The 19,412-nt window shown below is 58.9% G+C and carries 17 protein-coding genes, 1 tRNA gene and 4 pseudogenes; 10 read left to right on the plus strand and 12 right to left on the minus strand.

All coding sequences use genetic code 11. The features are described from left to right. Nucleotides 1-4: 4 nt before the first annotated feature. A complete protein-coding gene (locus AC1DIH_RS23770; RefSeq protein WP_477773496.1) occupies nt 5-583 on the minus strand; it encodes a hypothetical protein in 579 nt (192 codons plus the stop codon). 216 nt (nt 584-799) lie between these two features. Here AC1DIH_RS23770 and AC1DIH_RS23775 point away from each other — a divergent pair. Beyond that, nucleotides 800-1,194, plus strand: a pseudogene (locus AC1DIH_RS23775) (aldo/keto reductase); the annotation flags it as partial. Nucleotides 1,195-1,209: 15 nt separating this feature from the next. On the opposite strand, the gene AC1DIH_RS23780 reads toward AC1DIH_RS23775, so the two are convergent. The 6 genes and pseudogenes from AC1DIH_RS23780 to AC1DIH_RS23805 all read right to left on the minus strand — a co-directional run bounded on the left by AC1DIH_RS23780 (nt 1,210) and on the right by AC1DIH_RS23805 (nt 6,173). Next, nucleotides 1,210-1,833, minus strand: a complete 624-nt coding sequence (locus AC1DIH_RS23780; RefSeq protein ID WP_477773497.1) for a glutathione S-transferase family protein — start codon at nt 1,831-1,833, stop codon at nt 1,210-1,212. Nucleotides 1,834-1,985: 152 nt separating this feature from the next. Beyond that, a pseudogene (locus AC1DIH_RS23785) lies at nt 1,986-2,301 on the minus strand (LysE family translocator); the annotation flags it as partial. A gap of 455 nt (nt 2,302-2,756) precedes the next feature. Then, entirely contained in the window at nt 2,757-3,644 is an 888-nt protein-coding gene (locus tag AC1DIH_RS23790) for a helix-turn-helix transcriptional regulator (protein WP_477773498.1), read from the minus strand. 218 nt (nt 3,645-3,862) lie between these two features. Then, nucleotides 3,863-4,150 (minus strand): putative quinol monooxygenase, encoded by a 288-nt coding sequence (locus AC1DIH_RS23795; protein WP_018929562.1) that lies wholly within the window; start codon nt 4,148-4,150, stop codon nt 3,863-3,865. Between the two features lie 103 nt (nt 4,151-4,253). Continuing rightward, on the minus strand, nt 4,254-4,418 hold the full coding sequence (locus tag AC1DIH_RS23800; RefSeq protein ID WP_477773499.1) for a hypothetical protein: 165 nt from the start codon (nt 4,416-4,418) through the stop codon (nt 4,254-4,256). A 537-nt stretch (nt 4,419-4,955) separates the two neighbouring features. Further along, complete coding sequence (locus AC1DIH_RS23805) at nt 4,956-6,173, minus strand: MFS transporter (protein WP_477773500.1); 1,218 nt, start codon at nt 6,171-6,173, stop codon at nt 4,956-4,958. Between the two features lie 332 nt (nt 6,174-6,505). Here AC1DIH_RS23805 and AC1DIH_RS23810 point away from each other — a divergent pair, with 332 nt between their 5' ends. Next, complete coding sequence (locus AC1DIH_RS23810) at nt 6,506-8,563, plus strand: methyl-accepting chemotaxis protein (RefSeq protein WP_477773501.1); 2,058 nt, start codon at nt 6,506-6,508, stop codon at nt 8,561-8,563. 116 nt (nt 8,564-8,679) lie between these two features. Next, nucleotides 8,680-8,756 (plus strand) — tRNA-Met (locus tag AC1DIH_RS23815). Between the two features lie 123 nt (nt 8,757-8,879). Here AC1DIH_RS23815 and AC1DIH_RS23820 read toward each other — a convergent pair. Continuing rightward, a complete protein-coding gene (locus AC1DIH_RS23820) occupies nt 8,880-9,983 on the minus strand; it encodes a DUF2817 domain-containing protein (protein WP_477773502.1) in 1,104 nt (367 codons plus the stop codon). 200 nt (nt 9,984-10,183) lie between these two features. On the opposite strand from AC1DIH_RS23820, the gene ggt reads away from it, so the two are divergent. The 3 genes and pseudogenes from ggt to AC1DIH_RS23835 all read left to right on the plus strand — a co-directional run bounded on the left by ggt (nt 10,184) and on the right by AC1DIH_RS23835 (nt 12,558). Further along, nucleotides 10,184-12,028: a gamma-glutamyltransferase gene (ggt, locus tag AC1DIH_RS23825; RefSeq protein ID WP_477773503.1), complete on the plus strand. Its 1,845-nt coding sequence runs from the start codon at nt 10,184-10,186 to the stop codon at nt 12,026-12,028. 43 nt (nt 12,029-12,071) lie between these two features. After that, nucleotides 12,072-12,183, plus strand: a pseudogene (locus tag AC1DIH_RS23830) (type II toxin-antitoxin system HigB family toxin); the annotation flags it as partial. A gap of 3 nt (nt 12,184-12,186) precedes the next feature. Beyond that, nucleotides 12,187-12,558: a helix-turn-helix domain-containing protein gene (locus AC1DIH_RS23835; protein WP_477773504.1), complete on the plus strand. Its 372-nt coding sequence runs from the start codon at nt 12,187-12,189 to the stop codon at nt 12,556-12,558. Between the two features lie 44 nt (nt 12,559-12,602). Here AC1DIH_RS23835 and AC1DIH_RS23840 read toward each other — a convergent pair whose 3' ends face one another. Further along, nucleotides 12,603-12,956 carry a gamma-glutamylcyclotransferase family protein gene (locus AC1DIH_RS23840; protein ID WP_477773505.1) on the minus strand — a complete coding sequence of 118 codons (354 nt, stop codon included), beginning with the start codon at nt 12,954-12,956 and terminating at the stop codon, nt 12,603-12,605. Between the two features lie 174 nt (nt 12,957-13,130). Here AC1DIH_RS23840 and AC1DIH_RS23845 point away from each other — a divergent pair, with 174 nt between their 5' ends. Then, a complete protein-coding gene (locus tag AC1DIH_RS23845) occupies nt 13,131-13,940 on the plus strand; it encodes an AraC family transcriptional regulator (protein WP_477773506.1) in 810 nt (269 codons plus the stop codon). A gap of 77 nt (nt 13,941-14,017) precedes the next feature. Further along, on the plus strand, nt 14,018-14,386 hold the full coding sequence (locus AC1DIH_RS23850) for a cupin domain-containing protein (RefSeq protein WP_477773507.1): 369 nt from the start codon (nt 14,018-14,020) through the stop codon (nt 14,384-14,386). A gap of 21 nt (nt 14,387-14,407) precedes the next feature. Here the strand turns inward: AC1DIH_RS23850 and AC1DIH_RS23855 are convergent, their stop codons facing one another. Together AC1DIH_RS23855 and AC1DIH_RS23860 are read right to left on the minus strand one after the other, a co-directional pair. After that, nucleotides 14,408-14,839, minus strand: a complete 432-nt coding sequence (locus AC1DIH_RS23855; RefSeq protein ID WP_401123478.1) for a methyl-accepting chemotaxis protein — start codon at nt 14,837-14,839, stop codon at nt 14,408-14,410. Nucleotides 14,840-14,947: 108 nt separating this feature from the next. Further along, nucleotides 14,948-15,832, minus strand: a pseudogene (locus tag AC1DIH_RS23860) (PAS domain-containing protein); the annotation flags it as partial. A gap of 104 nt (nt 15,833-15,936) precedes the next feature. Here AC1DIH_RS23860 and AC1DIH_RS23865 point away from each other — a divergent pair. Then, nucleotides 15,937-16,434 (plus strand): RidA family protein, encoded by a 498-nt coding sequence (locus tag AC1DIH_RS23865; RefSeq protein ID WP_477773508.1) that lies wholly within the window; start codon nt 15,937-15,939, stop codon nt 16,432-16,434. Nucleotides 16,435-16,456: 22 nt separating this feature from the next. On the opposite strand, the gene AC1DIH_RS23870 is transcribed toward AC1DIH_RS23865, so the two are convergent. Next, nucleotides 16,457-17,773, minus strand: coding sequence for an MFS transporter (locus AC1DIH_RS23870; protein ID WP_477773509.1), 1,317 nt, complete (start codon nt 17,771-17,773; stop codon nt 16,457-16,459). 205 nt (nt 17,774-17,978) lie between these two features. On the opposite strand from AC1DIH_RS23870, the gene AC1DIH_RS23875 reads away from it, so the two are divergent. Continuing rightward, entirely contained in the window at nt 17,979-19,397 is a 1,419-nt protein-coding gene (locus AC1DIH_RS23875; protein WP_477773510.1) for a short-chain fatty acid transporter, read from the plus strand. Nucleotides 19,398-19,412: the final 15 nt, after the last annotated feature.

Raw genomic sequence — 19,412 nt, forward strand, 5'->3', positions numbered from 1 at the left:
CAGCTTAGTAAAATTTTTCTTGCGATTTCACCACACTCACTGGTTTGCGCTCACCCGAACTCGAAATCTCATAAACAGTCATGACGTAGTTTTCCGCGATCACTGTTTCAATGAGATAGGTGGTCATCGGCTTAGGGGTAAAGACTTGAGTGTCAGGCTGCGCCGTTATGGCATAACCAAACATGGAGTGCATGGGAATACCGTTGAGGGTAGCAACCTGCTGCTTGACCTGCGCATTCACCTTTAGAGGCTTATTCGCCTCTACCAACTTGTCGATAGCGGACGTGCCTCCGGCTATTTTCTTCAAGTACCCAGGTATGCGCTCGAAATAAGCCGAGTCATACATGCGCTCACCCGCAGACTGCATGCCATACGGGCCTGCGCCACCAGGCCCGGTGGAATAACTGACGGGATGATCGCCTGCACTGCCGACGGTGCGGAATGCAAGACTTGCATGCTGCTCATCGGGAGCGATTGTCACCAGCGCTGGCGGTGTGGCAGGAACAGCTGGCTGACGGCTTGAACAACCGGTGATGGCAATAGCCAGAGTAATGCCGAGGGTAAAAGCGAGAGATGTTTTCATTCGGTCCCTGAATTCAGATGTGATGGGCAAAAAACATGACTGGAGAGCTATTCCAGCCTGGACAGGTCCAGTTCCATGGCCTGAGACATGAGACTGGAATTTTCGCGCAATGGTTCCAAAACCCCGACAGGACGAAAGCCATGAGCCTTGTACGGGTGCCACCCGCTCGATGCTGCCATCCACATCAAATGCTCCAAGTCAGCGTCAGCAGCCAGTGAGTGGGCCGGGATGGGTGTCCTTGCCTATTCCACGCTTCAATGGGGCTACTTTCCAGCAGCATGACACGCGAACGCATCTTGCAACTGCCCGAAGCCGATTGGCGTAAGACCAGAAGTGCTGACTTCCAGGAGCCCCGTTTGAGCGCGAACCTGACATTGGTTGATGTTATGGCACGCATCGGAGAAAGGCACGGGGTGAGCGCTGCTGCGGTTGCCATCGCCTGGGTACTTCGCAAACCTGTAGTGACGGGCGCTATTGTCGGCGCCCGCCGTCCCTCACAAGTAGACGGGCTGATTGCAGCCTCGGAGTTGCGCCTTCACACGGCGGAAATCGACGAAATTCGGCCGTTTCTGCCGTCGGGCATGGGAACAAATGTCCCTGGCGCCGCCTGACACCATGCTGAACTATTACGGAGTCCCGTTTCTTCCATGCAGGAGGTAGCCAGGTCGACGACTCAACCGTTCGTAATAGGCACTTACAGCAGGAAAGTCTGGATGATCGAGCGGTGTTTCAAACCACCGGTTAACCGACAGGCCTATCGGTATGTCAGCGAGAGAAAACCCGTCTTCACAGACGTAGGCTCCTGTTGATTCGAGTTGTCGATTCAGGATCTCCATGTGCCTTGACCACAGGCTGCAAGCGGCTGCCAAGGCTCTGCTGTCCTGATGTTCAGGCGAATGCCTGACCAACGACATGAAGGCATACGTCCACGATTTGTTGAGGTCCGACGCCTGCCAGTCTATCCATTGGTCCACCCGCGCTCTGGCTCTCGGTTGGACCGGGTAAAAATGACCTCCGTTATAGCGAGACGCCAAATAGCGAATGATCGAGTTTGACTCCCAGAGCACGAAGTCGTCGTCCAGGATCACCGGCACCATTGCGTTGGGGTTCAGCGAAATGAATTTGGGCGTGCGCGTCGACTTGAAGCCAGAACCCCAATCCTCCCGCTCAAAGGGGATTTCGATCTCGGCGCATGCCCAGAGTACCTTTCGTACATTGATCGACGATGCCTTACCCAATATGCGCAACATTTAATGTCCTTATCGTTCGGGGTGGTTGGTCAGGGGCTTTCGACAACCCGCTCGGATCTTTTTCTAGCGCGCATGGCGCGACGCACAGGGGCCGCTCTCAAATCCTGGCGACGCAGGTTTACCGCGCCCGCGCCAACCGCAGATAACCCGGTTCAGCGCCGCCCTTCGACGGCCATGCGCACGGCCAGCCCGCGAGGACCGTCCCCATCAGCCAGCGTTGCACGATCTGCCACACGGGCCGGCTGGCGAGAAATGTTGCGATGGAGCCAGCCATGACGGCAATCAGCGCGTTGACGCTCACGTTAATGACGATCTGCGTAAAGCCAAGCATGATGGATTGCGCCAGCATGCTGCCGTGGTCGGCGTGTTGGACTTGACCGCTTGCCAGGCAAGCTAGAGCGGATAGCGCGCGCCGCCGAGTCGTAGCGCGTCATACGCAAAGGGAACCGCCAAGACCAAGGCTGCGATAGTAGGGCGGTCAAAGGGGGAACGTTAGATACAGATTGACTGACAAAACGTCATACAGCGGTCGCAGCACTGGGTATCCGCTCCCTGGGAATACGTTTGACTTCAACGTGAGCAATGGCATGCCCCAATAGCGCATCCAAACACTCTGACGCGGTCAGCCGCGTGCATTATGGATGAGGGCTTTCGGTCAGGAGCCGCCTGTTGTGACAGGCCGGAATCGACCGATTCTGTTGAAAAAGTCGGTCATGGCTTACGCATCAAAAAAGTACACGTCCGGGATTGAAATCTTTACTTTTGGCAGAGGCTTCCGGACTCGGATTTTACGTAGCAGCGTGCAAAAAAGGCGTTTTCACCAGTCAATGATCGGGCAGTTTGGGCAGATCGACTTTTTCAACAGAATCGGCCACCCGGGTCAAAATTTAGTCGCGGCAGCGGGGGGCTTGGGCCTTGTCGCGCTACAGTTCTGCCGCGAAGGTCTTGGCTTTCTTCGGCGTGACACCGTACCGTTGCTTGTAGACCTTGATGAAGTGGGAGGTATTTTCATATCCCACCTCCGCAGCCGCGTCGGTGACGGAATAATTTTCAGCCGTCAACAGCTGATGCGCGATGTCGACTTTTTTTTCGATGATCCAGCGGTTCGGAGTGGTGTTGTAGCTGCGCCTGAAGTCGCGGATAAAGGTCGACACGCTGCGTCCCGTCAGCAGGGCATAGTCTTCAATCTTCAGCTTGTGCGAATAGTACTGCTCCATGAAGTCGGTGATGAGGCGGCGTTTGCGGCTGCCGCCGCAGGACAGCTCGCGCAGGAAACGGAAGGACTTGTCCTGGATGGCGATCAGGTGCAGTAGTTCGAGCAGTTTCAATTCCAGCAGCGCGTCGGAGCCCTCCGCGCCCTTGTAGACATAATTCAGCGAATCGATATAGCGCTGAATCTGTTCATTGGCGTGCAGGGTATAAGTGCCGTGCACGTTTTTCTGCAGGCCGTCCGTGTGCGAATTGCCTGTGCCGGCCGCACGAGACAGGTATTTGGCGATCAGCTTGTCGTCGAAAAACAGCAGCACCGCCTCGAAGATATCGCTGCCAGTGACATAGTCCGACACCGTATAAACGCCTTTGGAGAGGAAAATCAAATGATTCTCGTCGACTACATTGGCCATGGCGTCATAGTCGCGAATAATCTGCTTGCCCTGCTTGATGTAGACGATCAACGGCGTGGCGATATAGATCGCCTTGTTTTCCAGGTTCGTTTCAAGCGTTTTATGGAGGATGGACGAGCTACCGTCAGCGAGGATAGGCTTTACGTTGCGCATCGAATAAAGCGCCGCCGGTACTACTTCGAGTGTCATTGTTATGGCTTCTCAACAAATTGGCCGCCCCATTTGGACAGGACGGTATCCAGCAGCGCGACATGCTGCTGCCCAAGCGTGTAGGACGTTCGGGACGGAAGAGGATATCCAGGAAAATAGCAGAAAATACATAACAGCAAGTAGCACGTGTATGCCCGAGATGGCGCCGGAGGCGCGGCCGGACTCGCCGCACGCGCCGTGCCGCTGACGTTACGGCATCAAACTTCGCTGAAATAGCCGCTGACCGGCGCACTGCTCAGATGCTCGACGATGACGCTCCACTGACCGCTCGAGATCATCTGGTCGACGTGGGTGCCGTGCATTTCACGCGAATCCCAGGCTTCCACTAGCGTGAACGCGAGTGGATCCTCCAAGTGGTTGAGGATCTTGACCGTTTGGCAACCGTCCACCTTCGGCAGATTGATCTTCACGTCGTTCATGATGTCCTTGAACGATTGCAGCTTTTCTTCTTTTACATTAAAGCTGATGACGAGATTGACGGACATATTACTTCTCCAGTTGGATTTGACTACAAAAAACATCGTCGATTGCAGGAACCGTAGATTGACGAGGCGGCCAAACAAAATGCGCAGAATACGAAAAGAATGTTCAGGTTTTCATTTGCTGTTTCGTTCCCGGATCTAACATGGCCAAGCCGACCAGCGAAACCACTAAGTTCTTGATCCATTGTTTGAACTGGACGGCATCAATAAAATCTTTTCCTTTCACATGACGCGCAGCGCTAGCCCAAAACCCTCTTTCGTTAGAGGTCATTATGTAAATTCCTTTTTGGTGTAGATTCGATAGGGCGCAAAGAATTCGCTATGGAAGCAACGACTATATATATAGTTAAAAAATGAAAATGATTAAAAATGATTAAAAATGCACGATTCCAGTCACTCTTGCGTTTTTCTTGCGCGACAGCCGATGGCATGCGCCGCCTGCGGGAACAGGTCCGTGATTCACTCTCTGGATGACTTATCTACAGGAAGCGGGACAAACCGCGCATCAAGACCTGAAAAAAGAGTAGCCAACATTAACGTGTACACAGGGGTGACTCTATTTCTGATTTCAGCGCAAACATCCCTTCAGTCCCGGCCCCTGCAGCCTCGACTTCCGGTTTAACGTGTAAAACACACGTTCAAGAAAAAGCCGCGTTCAGACGCGGCTTTTTTATGCCTGAAAACATCATCCGCTACACCACCGAACAACTGTGGGAGCGAGCTTGCTCGCGATGATGTCGGCACATCCGACATTGATGTGACGGCTGGATTGCTATCGCGAGCAAACCCACAGGGGATTCGCGCGGCCTTAGATTTTTTTGGTTCTCGGCAAAAAGATCGCCAATACCCCGAACAGTGGCAAGAACGAACACAGCCTGTACACGTATTCAATGCCGCGAATGTCCGCCAGATGCCCCAGCAACGCCGCACCAATTCCGCCGAAACCAAACATCAGGCCGAAGAACACCCCCGCGATCATGCCGACATTACCCGGCACCAGTTCCTGCGCGTAGACCACGATGGCCGAAAATGCCGAGGCCAGGATGAAACCGATCACCACGCTCAAGATACTGGTCCAGAACAGATCAACGTGAGGCAGGATCAAGGTGAACGGTGCAACGCCGAGGATCGAGAACCAGATCACCGCCTTACGGCCGACCTTGTCGCCAATCGGCCCACCAAAGAAGGTCCCCGCCGCGACCGCTCCGAGAAACAGGAACAGGTGCAGCTGCGAACTGGCCACCGACAGATCGAACTTCTCGATCAGGTAGAACGTGAAATAACTGGTGAAGCTGGCCATGTAGAAATACTTGGAAAACACCAACAGCCCCAGCACGACCAACGCGCTCACCACCCTGCCCTTCGACAGCCCGTGAGTCGCCGCCTGGCCCTGCTTGAGTTTGAACAGGCTCAAGTGGTTGGCGTACCAACGGCTGATGCCATACATCACCACCAGCGCAAACACGGCGAACAATCCGAACCAGGCGACATTGCCCTGACCGAACGGAATGATGATCGCCGCTGCCAGCAGCGGCCCAAATGCAGAGCCGGCGTTGCCACCGACCTGGAAGGTCGATTGCGCCAACCCAAAACGCCCGCCCGAGGCCAACCGTGCCACGCGAGAAGCTTCTGGGTGAAAGGTCGAGGAGCCGACGCCGATCAACCCCGCGGCCAACAGAATCAACGGAAAACTGCCGACCTGGGACATCATCAAAATGCCGACCAGGGTGCAGATCGCGCCTGCCGGCAGCAGATACGGCTTGGGATGGCGATCGGTGTAGTAACCGACCCAAGGCTGCAACAGCGACGCCGTGAGCTGAAACGTCAGGGTAATCAGGCCAACCTGGGTGAAGGTCAGCCCGTAATTGGCCTTGAGCATCGGGTAGATCGACGGCAGCACCGACTGAATCAGGTCGTTGATCAAATGCGCCAGCGCCACCGCGCCGATGATTCGCATGACCAACGGGCTGCTTTGCGAAGTCGCGAGTGCCGGCGATGCGGCCGTTTGAGCGTTACTGATAGCCATGAGAGTTTCCATACAACGGATGGGTGTGCACTTGCAGGTGCGTCAATGTGCCATCTTTCGGTGCAGCAATACCATCCCCTTAGCCTGCTAACGACCTCTGGATTGTCGACCGTCACGTAATAGCGCAGTGCCATGGTCTGAATCTTGCCTTACTTATCCGCTTCAACGCGGCCCCTTACAAAGGGGATCGAGAATGGGAAGTTTCACCACAGCGCCGGTCCCATCAGGCCTGCCGAAGTGAACTTTCGAGGCCTTTTATGAGGGCACGGGTAGCGGCCACCACGCCGCGACCGCACGCCATTGGTGCGTGGTGCCCAGAGGAGTAGTCGGGCATGCAGGCTTTTCTGGCACCGGGGATTGGACTGCTTGGGCGTTTCGGTTTCGCCCGCAAGTTTCAGTTGTTGTTTCTGCTGTTTATCCTGCCGCTGGCGGGCAGCCTGTGGATGATTGGCCAGGATTACCGCGACAAGCTCAGCCTGATTGCCGGCGAGCGTGCCGGTGTGCACCAGTTGATAGCGCTCGATGCGTTGGACAATCTGCTCGCCGCCCAACGCGACCGCGCCGCCCGCTGGCGCGCCACCGAAACCAATCGCCAGCCAACCCCGGCCACTGTCGCCGCGATGGCCGCGTTCGATGCAGTGCAGCCGGCACTGAATCAAGCTGTCAGCGATCTGGGTCATGCGCTGACAACCGAGGGGGCCGAGTCCGATACCCTCAGTCGCTATCAAACCCTGCAAACCGCGCTCAACGGTCTGGACTCGAAAAGCCTGAGCAGCGTCGGTTGGTGGCCGGATGGCTATGAGCGCTTCACTGCGGCCCTCAGCGCGCTGCAAGCACTGCGCGAACAGATCGCCATGGATAACCGCCTGACACTGGCTCCCTGGCTGGAAACCTACCTGCTGACGCAGATCTCGACCCAGCATGCGCCTGACCTGATCGAACGGGTCGGGCGCCTCGCCAGCATCGGCCAGGCATCGGTGGTGTCCGGACAGTTCTCATTGCAAAGCCGCCTGCAACTGCGCGACCTGCGTGGCCGCATTGGTGACGCTCGCGAGCAACTGATCAAGACTGGCAGCCTGCTCGAAGCACGGCTGCCCAGTGCATTGCAGGCCTGGGCCGGGCAATACCACGACAGCCTCAAGCATCTGGACGCCGGACTGAAAGGCCTGGATGACGGCATGTTCGGCGCCAGCATCACGCTCAAACCGGAAGACTTCGAACGCAACCTCGACGCCCTCCTCTCTGACCTCGCCTCGCTGCGCCAGCAATCGCTGGTGTCACTGGATCAGCGTCTGGACTACTACCACGGCTCGGCCATTCGCCAGTTCATCCTGGTGGCGAGCGTCCTCGGTTGCCTGCTGCTGGCCGCGCTGTATTTGTTCATCTGCCTGCAAGCTTCGATCCGCCGTAGCGCCAGCGGCATTACGCTGCTCGCCGAAGCCTTGCGCGATGGCAACCTGAGCCTGCAAGTGCCGGTGCACGGTCGCGACGAGCTGGCAGCGATCAGCACCGCGCTCAACGTTGCGGTGGTGCAATTGCGCACCAGCCTGCTGGGGGTCGATCACGAAACCCTGCAACTGGGCAACGCGGTGCGCGCCCTCAATACTCACGCCAGCGAGGCACTGGGCGAAGTCGAAGCCCAGCAGTTGCAGATCAGCCAGATCGCCGCTGCGGCGACGCAACTGGCCGCGACCTCGCAAGGGGTCGCCCAGAATTGCGAGCAGGCGTCAGGCAGCGCTCAGCAAACCCAGCGCATCGCCGCCGAGAGCAGCCGTGACAGCCAACGCACCACCGCGAGCATTCAGCAGCTCAATCAACGCCTGAACGACACTGCCGCCGCCCTTGGCCGGGTCAGCGAACAAGGGCAGCAGATTCAACTGGTGGTGGACACTATTCGCGGCGTGGCCGAGCAAACCAACCTGCTGGCACTCAATGCCGCCATCGAAGCCGCCCGCGCCGGCGAACAAGGCCGGGGCTTTGCGGTGGTCGCCGATGAAGTGCGCAGCCTGTCGCAGCGCACCCAATCCTCCACGGCACAGATCGCCGGCACCGTCGACAGCCTGCGCAGCACTGTCAACGAAGCCGTGAGCCTGATGGAGGCCGCCTGCAGCCAGGCCCAAACCGACGCACAAGCCGTCACCGGTCTTGGCGAACGGCTGGGGGAAATCGCCAGCGCAGTGCAAAGCGTCACCGATACCCTGGCGCAGATCGCGACGGCGGTAGAAGAGCAAGCCAGCACGGCCGATGAGGTCAGTGGCAACATCCAGCAAGTCGATCAGGCCGCCGTGCGCCTGCTTGAAGGCGCACGGGCGGTGAACCTCGCGGCGGACACCTTGAGCTCGGGCAGCAAGGCTTTGAGCGAGAATACCGGGCGGTTTCAGCTGGGTTAATGCTGAAAACTCATCCGTTTTTATGGGGCGGGTTGATAAGCGGTTGAAAGCGTAGAGAAATATTTTAGATTTACGCTTGACACTTCATCGTTACGAGCCAATAATGCGCGCCACTTGGCTACATAGCTCAGTTGGTTAGAGCATAGCATTCATAATGCTGGGGTCCGGGGTTCAAGTCCCTGTGTAGCCACCAAGTACTAAAAACGGCTTACCGAAAGGTAGGCCGTTTTTTTATGCCTGAAGAAAAGTACCCGGCCCACCGACGGCTCACATCTCAATGTGAGCCGCAGCGTTCATCAAGTGCCGAGGCGTTCGACTATAGCGTGGGCAATGCCGACAACGCCTTTTCCCATATCTGCCGGGTGCGAACCCAGACCATTTCCTGCCAGTCACTGTCGGCGGGATAGAACTGCTCAACAAGATTCAGCTTGATCGCGCGCCCCACGGCATCCCCCGGATTGCCGTGCAGGTGCAACCAGTGATCGTCACGCAGATGAGCATGCACCGCCTCTCCCGGGTAGGTGCCACACTCGATGACAAACGGCATCAGGCGCACCTGCGGCAACGCATCGAGCAGCGCCTGCGAGGTGTAGCCAGTGGCCGATGCCGCAATCCCGGTTTCGCTGTGGGTCTGCGCGCCGGTCTGAATGGTGTAGAGCCACGGACCGTATATGGCCTGCGCCTGTTCCAGTGCCGGGTAAGCTGCTTGTGTAACGGTCAGCAGCATCGGATGACCGTACTCTCCCGCGCCGGAGTGCAGGTCGAAACACATCGCGACCTCGGCCTGGGAGAGATGCGCCGCAATGATCTGATGCAAGGTCCGGTTCGACCAGCTCGGTGCCAGCCCACCGTAAAACAGACCGTCGGGATGACTGTGCTGACCGCCCTCGACAATCGACATCACTGCCGGCCAGCCATGCTCGCTCAACTGCGCGGCGAGCAAGGCATCGGCGCGATCACGCTCCGGCCCCTGTAACCGGGAGAAGGCATAAATCGGGTGCAACGCCGCATAGGCCTGATTGTCGGGCAGCGGTCGATCGAAGTTCAGGTGGTTGCGGTTCAGGTCGATGTTGTCTTCGTTGACGCGACGCAACCACGCCGTGCCCCAGGGGTTGATCAAGTGGATCATCACCACCGCGACATCGGTGGGCAGTGGGCGTTTGCCGAACTCGTTCAGCCAGTTGATCTGGCACTCCGAACCGTAGAAGCCCTCGACCCCGTGGGTGCCGCTCAGCATCACCAGCAAACGCTTTGCCCCGGGTTCGCCGAGCACCGCCACGTCAGTGCTCAAGGACTCGCCAAACGGCCCTTTGAGTGGATGCGGGTATTCGGTCAGCCGGGCGCCGGCTGCGGTCGCTGCCGCCAGGAATTGTTCGCGCTGCGAACGGTAACTTGGCTGCGTTGGGAACTCGGTCTGCATGTCGGCCTCTTGTTGTTATGGACTTGTTATTGGCTGGTTATCCGCGAAGATCTCGCGCCCCCGACCCTACAGAAAAACCCTGCGTCGAAGAAGGGAAAAGGTGCCCATCCATCGATCAATACGCACAAGGCCAGCGTTGCAGCTGACTCGATGCGCAGATACAGTCCGTTGATCCTTATCCCACGGACGGAGTGCTCCACGTGTTCCCAGCCTTCCACTTGAACCGCTACCGCCTGAGTGCCCTGTCGCTGCTAGCCACCGCACTGACCCTCGCGGCCTGCAACGCCCCGCCCGCTTCGCCGTCCGTCAGCGCCTTGCCGGTGGCCCCGGAAATCGCTTCGGGGTATCGCACCGACCTGCACACCCAATACGCTGCCAGACACATGGCGGCAGCGGCCAACCCACTGGCAGCCGCTGCGGGACGGGAGATGCTGCGTCAGGGCGGCTCGGCAATTGATGCCGCCATCGCCATGCAAGCGGTGCTGACACTGGTTGAGCCGCAATCCTCGGGGATCGGTGGCGGCGCGTTGATCGTGCTCTGGGACGGCAAGGCCGTGCGCACCTACGACGGTCGCGAAACCGCACCCGCTGGCGCAACTGAAAAGCTCTTCCTGCAAGCCGACGGTAAACCCATGCCCTTCCCCGACGCTCAGATTGGTGGTCGTTCGGTCGGAACACCGGGGGTGTTGCGTGCATTGGAGCTGGCGCATAAGCAGCACGGCCGCCTTCCGTGGGCGAAGCTGTTCGAGCCGGCCATTGCCCTGGCGGAAAAGGGCTTTGCGATCTCGCCGCGCCTGCACACGATGATCGCCTCCGATCCGTTCCTGCCTCGCTCACCCGACATGGCTGCGTACTTCCTGAATGCCGATGGCAGCCCGAAAGCCGTTGGCACACTGCTGAAAAACCCGGCACTGGCCAAGGTCCTCAAGCGCGTTGCGGCAGAAGGTCCGAATGCGCTGTATCAAGGTCCGATTGCCCAGGAAATCGTCGCCAAGGTTCAAGGCAATTCCAACCCCGGCAGCCTGTCGCTGAACGACCTCAACGGCTACAGCGCCAAAGAGCGTGCCCCGCTGTGCACCGACTACAAGCGCTGGCAGGTGTGCGGCATGCCGCCGCCATCGTCGGGCGGGATCGCCGTGGCGCAGATCCTCGGCACCTTGCAGGCACTCGAAAGCTACGACAGTCGCTTCACTCTGGCGCGCCTGAAACCACTCAAGAGCAACAAACCGGCAGGTCTCGAACCCGCGCCTGAAGCCGTGCACCTGATCGCCGAAGCCGAGCGCCTGGCGTACGCCGACCGCGCGCAGTACGTCGCCGACTCGGACTTCGTGCCGGTCCCGGTCGCCGGCCTGGTCTCCCCCGCCTACCTGGCCAGCCGCGCAACGTTGATCAGCGATCGCAGCATGGGCAGCGCCAAACCCGGCACGCCACCGGGCATCCAGGTGGCCTACGCCCCAGACCGCTCACCACTGCGGATCTCTACCTCGCAAGTGGTGGCCGTCGACGATCAGGGCGGTGCCGTGTCGATGACCACCACCGTTGAAGCGGCCTTCGGCTCGCACCTGATGGTGCAGGGTTTCATGCTCAACAATCAGATGACCGACTTCTCGTTCATCCCCGAAGAAAACGGCCAACCCGTGGCCAACCGCGTCGAACCCGGCAAGCGCCCGCGCTCATCCATGGCGCCGACGCTGATCTTTGATCGTCAGAGCGGTGATCTGGTCGCGACACTCGGCTCGCCCGGTGGCTCGCAAATCATCGAGTACGTCGCCAAGTCGGTGGTCGGCCTGCTCGACTGGAACCTCGACCCACAAGCCGCCATCAGCTTGCCCAACTTCGGCAGCCGCAATGGCTCGACCGAACTGGAACAAGGCCAGTTCAGCCCGGCGCTGATTCAGGCCCTCAAGGACAAAGGGCATACCGTCAATCAAATCGACATGACCAGCGGCACCCAGGCCATCGTTCGGGTACGTGACGCGCAGGGCAAAGCCTCCTGGGCCGGCGGCGCCGATCCACGGCGTGAAGGTGAAGCGCTGGGGGATTGATCGGGACTGGAAACGAGAAAGGGCTTACCGCGAGGTAGGCCCTTATCAGGGCAACGACTATCGACTCGTCGTCGCCGTGGCCTACCGCTTTGGGGCTGTTTAGCACCCACCAGCAATACGACGCTATCGACGCCGATACCGTTGAAATGGAGTAACCCATGAATATTCGTCCGATTCACACCGAACAGGACTACCGTACGGCCCTCAAGGAAGTGTCTGCGCTATTCGACAACGAACCAGAACCAGGCACGCCTGAAGGTGACTACTTCGACGTCATGATCACCCTCATTCAAGCCTACGAAGCAAAGCAGTTCCCGGTTGACCTGCCCAACCCGATCGATGCGATCAAATTTCGCATGGAACAGTCGGGCTTGTCTGCCGCTGATCTTGCGCCAGCCATTGGCCGGACAAACAGAGTGTATGAGGTGCTGAACGGCAAACGCGCATTGACGCTGCCGATGATCTGGAAACTCCATGAGCTGTTCGGGATTCCAGCAGAGAGCCTGATCAAACCGGTCAGAAGCATTTGAACCGTGAATGGCTAGCTTCCGCTGGAAGGACATCCATTACCAACTCAGGCACTCACATACACCCACGCCTCGATCCCGGACGCCAGCACCACGCTGACTCGTTTGTAATCCGAGACTTCATAACTGTCAGCAGCCGCCAACTCCGCTGGCGTGATCCGGAACACCATACCGGGAATCGGCACACTGTCAGCGCCGCCGGGGCGCAGGATCGGATGGTGAGTCTTGCCGCTGGTGGCCAATACTTCGGGGTCGGTAATTTCGACCCAGGACTGCTCGTAACCGAGCATCTGATCCGCACTACCGGACAATTCGCGACCGAAGTTGGCGAGCTGCACGGCCTTGTCCTGCAGGGTTCCGTAGGAAAAAAGGTAGACCTGTGTATTGCTGGAATCGGTCATCAGCGAACCTCGTCTCTAAAAGTAGTGTTTCTTAACACGGCAAGCGGGACCGGTTAAAGACTCAGTTCCCGAGTAAAACGCAGATGGATCAATCAACCGGTTATCCGGCTGACAGTCAGCCTGCACCTGAGCTACCGTGTTCGCCACCGAACACCCGGTCACGAAGACTCACCCATGGGCAAGCAGAAAATCCTCACCGACTGGTTCCAGCGAGCCCCCGACTCGGGCGGGCTGGAGCGTATCGAGGCGTTTTTTTCGGGCCATGGTTACGACCTTCATCGTCACGACACCTATGCCATTGGCCGCACACTGTCCGGCGTGCAGAGTTTTCAGTATCGCGGCGGTTGGCGGCATAGCCTGCCGGGCGGGACCATGGTGTTGCACCCCGACGAAGTCCACGATGGCGAGGCCGGTACCGAGAATGGCTTCAAATACCGGATGCTTTACGTCGAGCCCGCACTGATCCAGCAGATGCTCGGCGGCCAGCCGTTGCCCTTTATCAAGACCGGTATTTCCACTGATCCACGCTTGTTCGCTGCGACCGAGGTCCTGTTGCAGAGTATCGATCGCCCCCTCGACCCGCTGGAGCAGCAGGATGCGCTGTTTGATCTGGCGCAGGCCATGAGTGCCGTATCGGGAGTACCCAGCCATCGTCAGAGTTTCGATTACCTGGCGGCAGAACGCGCTCGCGAATTCATGCACAGCGCCCTCGACCAATCGGTGACCCTGGATCAACTCGCCGAACACAGCGGGCGTGATCGCTGGAGTCTGTCGCGGGACTTTCGCTTGCTGTTCGGCACCAGCCCCTATCGCTACCTGACCATGCGCCGTCTGGACCTGGTGCGCTCGTTACTCATTCAAGGTGAATCGCTGACCAACGCTGCGCTGATCGCAGGCTTCAGCGATCAAAGCCACATGACCCGGCAGTTTGGCAAAACCTACGGTCTGTCACCCGCCCGCTGGATGAAAATGCACCGCCGCTGAGCCACGCACAATCGTGCAAGAAGTGCGCTACGCCGCAGCGCTACCGTGGGCTCACAATCACCAACGGGAGCCGTGCCATGCAGTCATATCAAAGCCTGAATTTTGCCAACAAGCTGGTGCAGATCAACGAACACTGGTCGCCGCGGGTCATCGCCGAAATGAACGACTACCAGTTCAAGGTGGTGAAGCTACTGGGAGATTTCATCTGGCACGACCATCAGGACACCGACGAAACGTTTATCGTCCTCGAAGGCCAACTGCGCATCGATTTTCGCGATGGTCAGGTGCTGGTGTCCCAAGGCGAAATGTACGTGGTGCCCAAGGGCGTCGAGCACAAGCCGTTTGCCGAACAAGAGGTCAAACTGCTGCTGATCGAACCCAAGGGCGTGCTCAATACCGGGAGCGAAGGTGGAGAGCGTACGGCGCTGAATGATCTTTGGATCTGACGAGGCTCAATCGAGCCGCGCTTACGTCGACAACTGATTGGCGAACTGCCCGACCGCGTTGACCACTTTCTGTGCGCCATCCTGGATCTCGACGATCACCGTGCCCGCCTCGGCGGCCAGTGCCAAACCCTGTTCGGCCTGGAGCTTGCCATCCGTCATCAACACCACGGCATCGCGCGCCATGTCCTGGTTCTGACGCACTACACCGACAATTTCGTCGGTGGCTTTGCTGGTGCGCGAAGCCAGTTGCCGGACCTCGTCCGCTACCACTGCAAAACCTCGGCCCTGCTCACCGGCACGGGCCGCTTCAATGGCGGCGTTGAGCGCCAGCAGGTTGGTCTGTTCGGCAATGCCGCTGATGGTTTTGACGATGGTGCCGATCACCAGCGACTGTTCGTTCAGCGCCTCGATGCCTTCGCCAGCCTGCTGCATGTGCCTGGCCAGTTCACGCATCACGTCCACCGCCTGAGTGACCACGGCGGTACCGCGTTGTGCACAGCTATCGGTCTGCAACGAGGTGCTGTAAGCGATGTTCGCCGCTTCGGCAACTGCTTGTTCCTGATTGACCTGATCGGTGATCACGGTGGCAAACTTGACCACTTTGTAGAGCTTTTCGTTGGCGTCGAGCACCGGGTTGTAGGACGCTTCGAGCCAGACTACTCGGCCATGGCTGTCGACACGCTTGAAGCGGTCGGCTATGAATTCGCCGGCGTTCAAGCGTCGCCAGAAGTCCTGATACGCGGAGCTGTTGTACTCCTCGGGCTCACAGAACATGCGGTGATGCTTGCCTTTGATCTGCGCCAGGCTGTAACCCATCCCGTTCAGGAACCGCTCGTTGGCCGCCAGCACATTGCCGTTGAGGTCGAATTCGATGACGGCTGTCGAACGAACCAACGCGCCGATCAGGTTCTCGTGTTCACGAGACGCTTCGATGGTGCGGGTCAGGTCACTGGAGTAAATCGAAAAGTGTTTGATCTGGCCGTCCGAACTACGAATCGGCTGGGCAATGGAGCGCAACCAGGCTTCTTCACCATTGCCTCTGAGCAGGCGCACGGCGCCCGCGAAGTGCTCGCCACGGGTCAGGGCGTTCTTGAAGCGCAGGTGAAACTCATCGGTTTTGACATGGCCCGGAACGATCTCTTCGATGTGCCGGCCAATCAGGTCATTGCCCTTGTAGAGCATTTCCTGGGCGAAATTCTGGTTAATCGAATGCACCCGCCCATCAGGGTCCAGGGTGAGCACGAGCATCTCGCTTTCCAGGCTTTCCTTCACTTGTTGAAGGCTGGAGAGTTCCTCGCGAAGAGCCGACAGCTCCTGCTTCAAACGTTTATTGAACATTGCGATGCACCGATGGGCAGGGTTGAGAGCGTCCTTCAGACTTACCATCGGCCTTACCCGGTTTTTCTGAAGAGCGTTGCCCGGTTGTCCTACAAAAATAGTTGGCATCTAGCCACCATGCGCCCGAAATACCTCAAGACCGGCGTTTTGAAGGGTGATTCAACACGCTATAGTCTGCGCTGCACCACCGCCACTCACAGGGGAATCGACACATGGATCAGTCACGCAAAGCGCTATTCGATGGCATCGCCCAACAGCTGGGGCACCGCTTCGACGGTGAAATGCGTATTGGCGGCAACTACGTGCCCGCGGTGCAAAACGGTGATGAGGTGTACATCAGCGGACAGATTCCACGCATTGAAAACACGGTAATGGTGGTGGGCCGGGTCGGTGCCGAGGTTTCTCTGGAACAAGGCCGGCATGCGGCGCAGATCTGCACGATGCGCGCATTGGCGATCCTCATGCAGTTGCTCGGCGACCTCGAACGCATCAAGAAGATCTTGCGGATTAACGTCTACGTGCAAAGCGCCGCCGATTTCACGCAACAAAGTGAAGTCGCCGACGGCGCATCGGAAGTGCTTTACCGGATCTTTGCCGAAGCCGGTGTTCACACACGGACCTCGGTGGGCGTGTACCAGTTGCCGAAAAACGCCTCGGTCGAAGTCGATATGATCGTCACGCTCGAGCCTGAACCGGCACCGCGTGGGTAAGACCAGCCTTACGACTGAAGTCTCAGGGACTGCAGGCCACGCCAGCCGCATGATCGACCCGTGGCAGGCGTGAGCCGAAGTACAGCGCTGCGCCAATCCCGACCGCCCCCATCACCGCGCAGAACATCACGCAGATCCATGGGCTCCACGGCATCAGGCCAATCAGCAACAACGGCGTGATACTGGCCCAAATGGCGTAGGCGATGTTGTAGGTGAAGGAAATCCCCGAGACACGAATCCGCGCCGGGAACAGATTGACCATCACCGACGGCACCGCGCCGACCACCCCGCAACCCAGACCGGCAATGGCGTAGGCCAGGCCAATCCAGTGTGCATCGCCAATCAGGCTGGTATAGAGCACGCCAATCCCCAACGGCAGCAGCAGGCTATAGAGCATTACCGTACGCCAGGCGCCGATGCGGTCGACGATCAACCCGGCGATCACGCAACCGACGTTCAGAAAGACGATGCCCAGACTGCTCAGGGCGAAAGTATGGCTGGCGGTCATGCCGAAGGTTTTTTGCATCATGGTCGGGGTGATGACGACGAAGGTCACCACCGCCGAGGTCAACACGCAGGTGAGAAGCACCGCCGGCAGCATTGCCAGCCGATGCTCACGCAATACTGTGCGCAGCGGCAGCTCGACATGCCGTTCGCGACTGGCCTGCATGGCCATGAACACCGGCGTTTCATTCAGCCAACGGCGCAGCCAGACACCAATTACCCCGAACACGCCACCTAACAGAAATGGATAACGCCAGGCGTAATCGAGGATCTCCGTCGGGGTGTAGACCTGCGCCAGCAAGGTCGCGGTCAACGCGCCGATCAAGTAACCAAAGGTCAATCCGGCCTGCAGGAAGCCCAGGGCATACCCCCGGTGCGCGGCCGGTGCGTGCTCGGCCACGAACACCCAGGCGCTAGGCACTTCACCGCCCACCGCCGCGCCCTGCAGCACTCGCAGGAGCAACAACAGCAACGGGGCGAAATAGCCGATCTGGGCGTAGGTCGGCATGATCCCGATCAGCAGGCACGGCAGCGCCATCATCAGGATGCTCAGACTGAAGACCTTCTTGCGCCCCAGCCGGTCAGCGAAGTGCGCCATCAGAATCCCGCCCAGCGGCCGCGCCAGGTAGCCGGTGACAAAAATCCCGAAACTTTGCAGCAAACGCAGCCACTCGGGCATTTCCGGAGGAAAGAACAACTGGCTGAGGGTCAGGGCGAAAAATACGAAGATGATGAAGTCGTAGATTTCCAGTGCCCCGCCGAGCGCCGCCAGGCCCAGGGTCTTGTAGTCAGACCGGGAGAACGGCGCAGGTCGAGTGGCAGCGGTGGCAGTCATGAAAACAGGCTCTGAAGTAGGCAAAAAAAATCACGGCGCCCATGGTCTACGCAAAAACGCGTTCGAACAACCCGTTAGACCATAGTCACACATCAGCAAAAGAGCACCGCAAAACCCTCTTGATTGATTTACTGTTTATGTCTGACCGCAAGGGCCCGCGCGGTCCGGTCCGCACCACAATAAACATAAAAATCGAGGTACTTCCGTGGCCGCTGCAATCGAAGATAGCCGCTCCGCCCGCTTTGCCCTGCATTGCTCGAACTTTGCCGAACGCTGGTTTCCCGACTCCTGGGTGTTTGCCGCGCTCGCGGTCATTATCGTTGCCGTAGCCACCATGATCATGGGCGCCAAGCCCACCGATGCCGCGATGGCCTTCGGTGACGGCTTCTGGAGCCTGATCCCGTTCACCATGCAAATGGCCTTCGTGGTGATCGGCGGCTATGTGGTCGCCAGCTCGCCACCGGCGGTGAAACTGATCGACCGCCTGGCGCGCATCCCGAAAAACGGTCGCTCGGCCGTGGCCTGGGTCGCCCTGATTTCCATGGTCGCATCATTGCTCAACTGGGGGCTGTCGCTGGTGTTTGGCGGTTTGCTGGTGCGTGCACTGGCGCGCCGTACCGATCTGCACATGGATTATCGCGCCGCCGGTGCCGCCGCTTACCTGGGGCTCGGCGCAGTCTGGGCGCTGGGACTGTCTTCGTCGGCAGCGCAGTTGCAGGCCAACCCGGCCAGTTTGCCGCCGTCGATCCTGTCGATCACCGGGATGATTCCATTCACCCAAACGATTTTCCTCTGGCAGTCCGGTGTGCTCTTGCTGGCGCTGATCGTGGTCTCGTTGATCATCGCCTATGCCACCGCCCCTGGCCCGAATTCCGCCCGTGACGCCACGGCCTGCGGCATCGACCCAAGCTTCAGCCTGCCGGCGCCACAGCCACGCACTCGCCCTGGTGAATGGCTGGAGTACAGCCCGATACTGACTATTTTGCTGGTGCTGCTGGCGGCCGGATGGCTGTTTCATGAGTTTTCGACCAAACCGGCGATCAGCGCGATCTCGGGCCTGAACACCTACAACTTCCTGTTCCTGATGCTTGGTGCTCTGCTGCACTGGCGCCCGCGCAGCTTCCTGGATGCGGTGGCCCGCGCGGTGCCGACCACCACGGGCGTGATGATCCAGTTCCCGCTGTACGGCTCCATCGCCGCACTGATGACCGTGGTCAAAGGTACCGACGGCCAGACCCTGGCGCACCACATCTCGACCTTCTTCGTCAGCATCGCGTCCCACGACACCTATGCCCTGCTGATGGGTGTGTACTCGGCGATCCTGGGTTTCTTCATTCCGTCCGGCGGCGGTAAATGGATTATCGAAGCGCCGTACGTGATGCAAGTCGCCAACGACCTTAAGTACCACCTGGGCTGGGCCGTACAGATCTACAACGCCGCCGAAGCCCTGCCCAACCTGATCAACCCGTTCTACATGCTGCCGCTGCTCGGCGTGCTCGGCTTGAAGGCGCGGGACCTGATCGGGTTTTCGTTCGTGCAACTGCTGGTGCACACGCCGCTGGTGCTGTTTCTGTTGTGGGCGCTGGGGACGACGCTGACGTATGTGGCGCCGGTGATGCCTTAGTAAAAAGGGGGCTGA

It is taken from the genome of Pseudomonas sp. 05N36, from assembly GCF_056397385.1.

Excerpts from the sequence above, each read along its gene's own strand:
- AC1DIH_RS23770 (WP_477773496.1), bottom strand. The coding sequence starts at position 583 with ATGAAAACATCTCTCGCTTTTACCCTCGGCATTACTCTGGCTATTGCC.
- AC1DIH_RS23780 (WP_477773497.1), bottom strand. The coding sequence starts at position 1,833 with ATGTTGCGCATATTGGGTAAGGCATCGTCGATCAATGTACGAAAGGTA.
- AC1DIH_RS23790 (WP_477773498.1), bottom strand. The coding sequence starts at position 3,644 with ATGACACTCGAAGTAGTACCGGCGGCGCTTTATTCGATGCGCAACGTA.
- AC1DIH_RS23795 (WP_018929562.1), bottom strand. The coding sequence starts at position 4,150 with ATGTCCGTCAATCTCGTCATCAGCTTTAATGTAAAAGAAGAAAAGCTG.
- AC1DIH_RS23800 (WP_477773499.1), bottom strand. The coding sequence starts at position 4,418 with ATGACCTCTAACGAAAGAGGGTTTTGGGCTAGCGCTGCGCGTCATGTG.
- AC1DIH_RS23805 (WP_477773500.1), bottom strand. The coding sequence starts at position 6,173 with ATGGCTATCAGTAACGCTCAAACGGCCGCATCGCCGGCACTCGCGACT.
- AC1DIH_RS23810 (WP_477773501.1), top strand. The coding sequence starts at position 6,506 with ATGCAGGCTTTTCTGGCACCGGGGATTGGACTGCTTGGGCGTTTCGGT.
- AC1DIH_RS23820 (WP_477773502.1), bottom strand. The coding sequence starts at position 9,983 with ATGCAGACCGAGTTCCCAACGCAGCCAAGTTACCGTTCGCAGCGCGAA.
- AC1DIH_RS23835 (WP_477773504.1), top strand. The coding sequence starts at position 12,187 with ATGAATATTCGTCCGATTCACACCGAACAGGACTACCGTACGGCCCTC.
- AC1DIH_RS23840 (WP_477773505.1), bottom strand. The coding sequence starts at position 12,956 with ATGACCGATTCCAGCAATACACAGGTCTACCTTTTTTCCTACGGAACC.
- AC1DIH_RS23845 (WP_477773506.1), top strand. The coding sequence starts at position 13,131 with ATGGGCAAGCAGAAAATCCTCACCGACTGGTTCCAGCGAGCCCCCGAC.
- AC1DIH_RS23850 (WP_477773507.1), top strand. The coding sequence starts at position 14,018 with ATGCAGTCATATCAAAGCCTGAATTTTGCCAACAAGCTGGTGCAGATC.
- AC1DIH_RS23855 (WP_401123478.1), bottom strand. The coding sequence starts at position 14,839 with ATGCGTGAACTGGCCAGGCACATGCAGCAGGCTGGCGAAGGCATCGAG.
- AC1DIH_RS23865 (WP_477773508.1), top strand. The coding sequence starts at position 15,937 with ATGGATCAGTCACGCAAAGCGCTATTCGATGGCATCGCCCAACAGCTG.
- AC1DIH_RS23870 (WP_477773509.1), bottom strand. The coding sequence starts at position 17,773 with ATGACTGCCACCGCTGCCACTCGACCTGCGCCGTTCTCCCGGTCTGAC.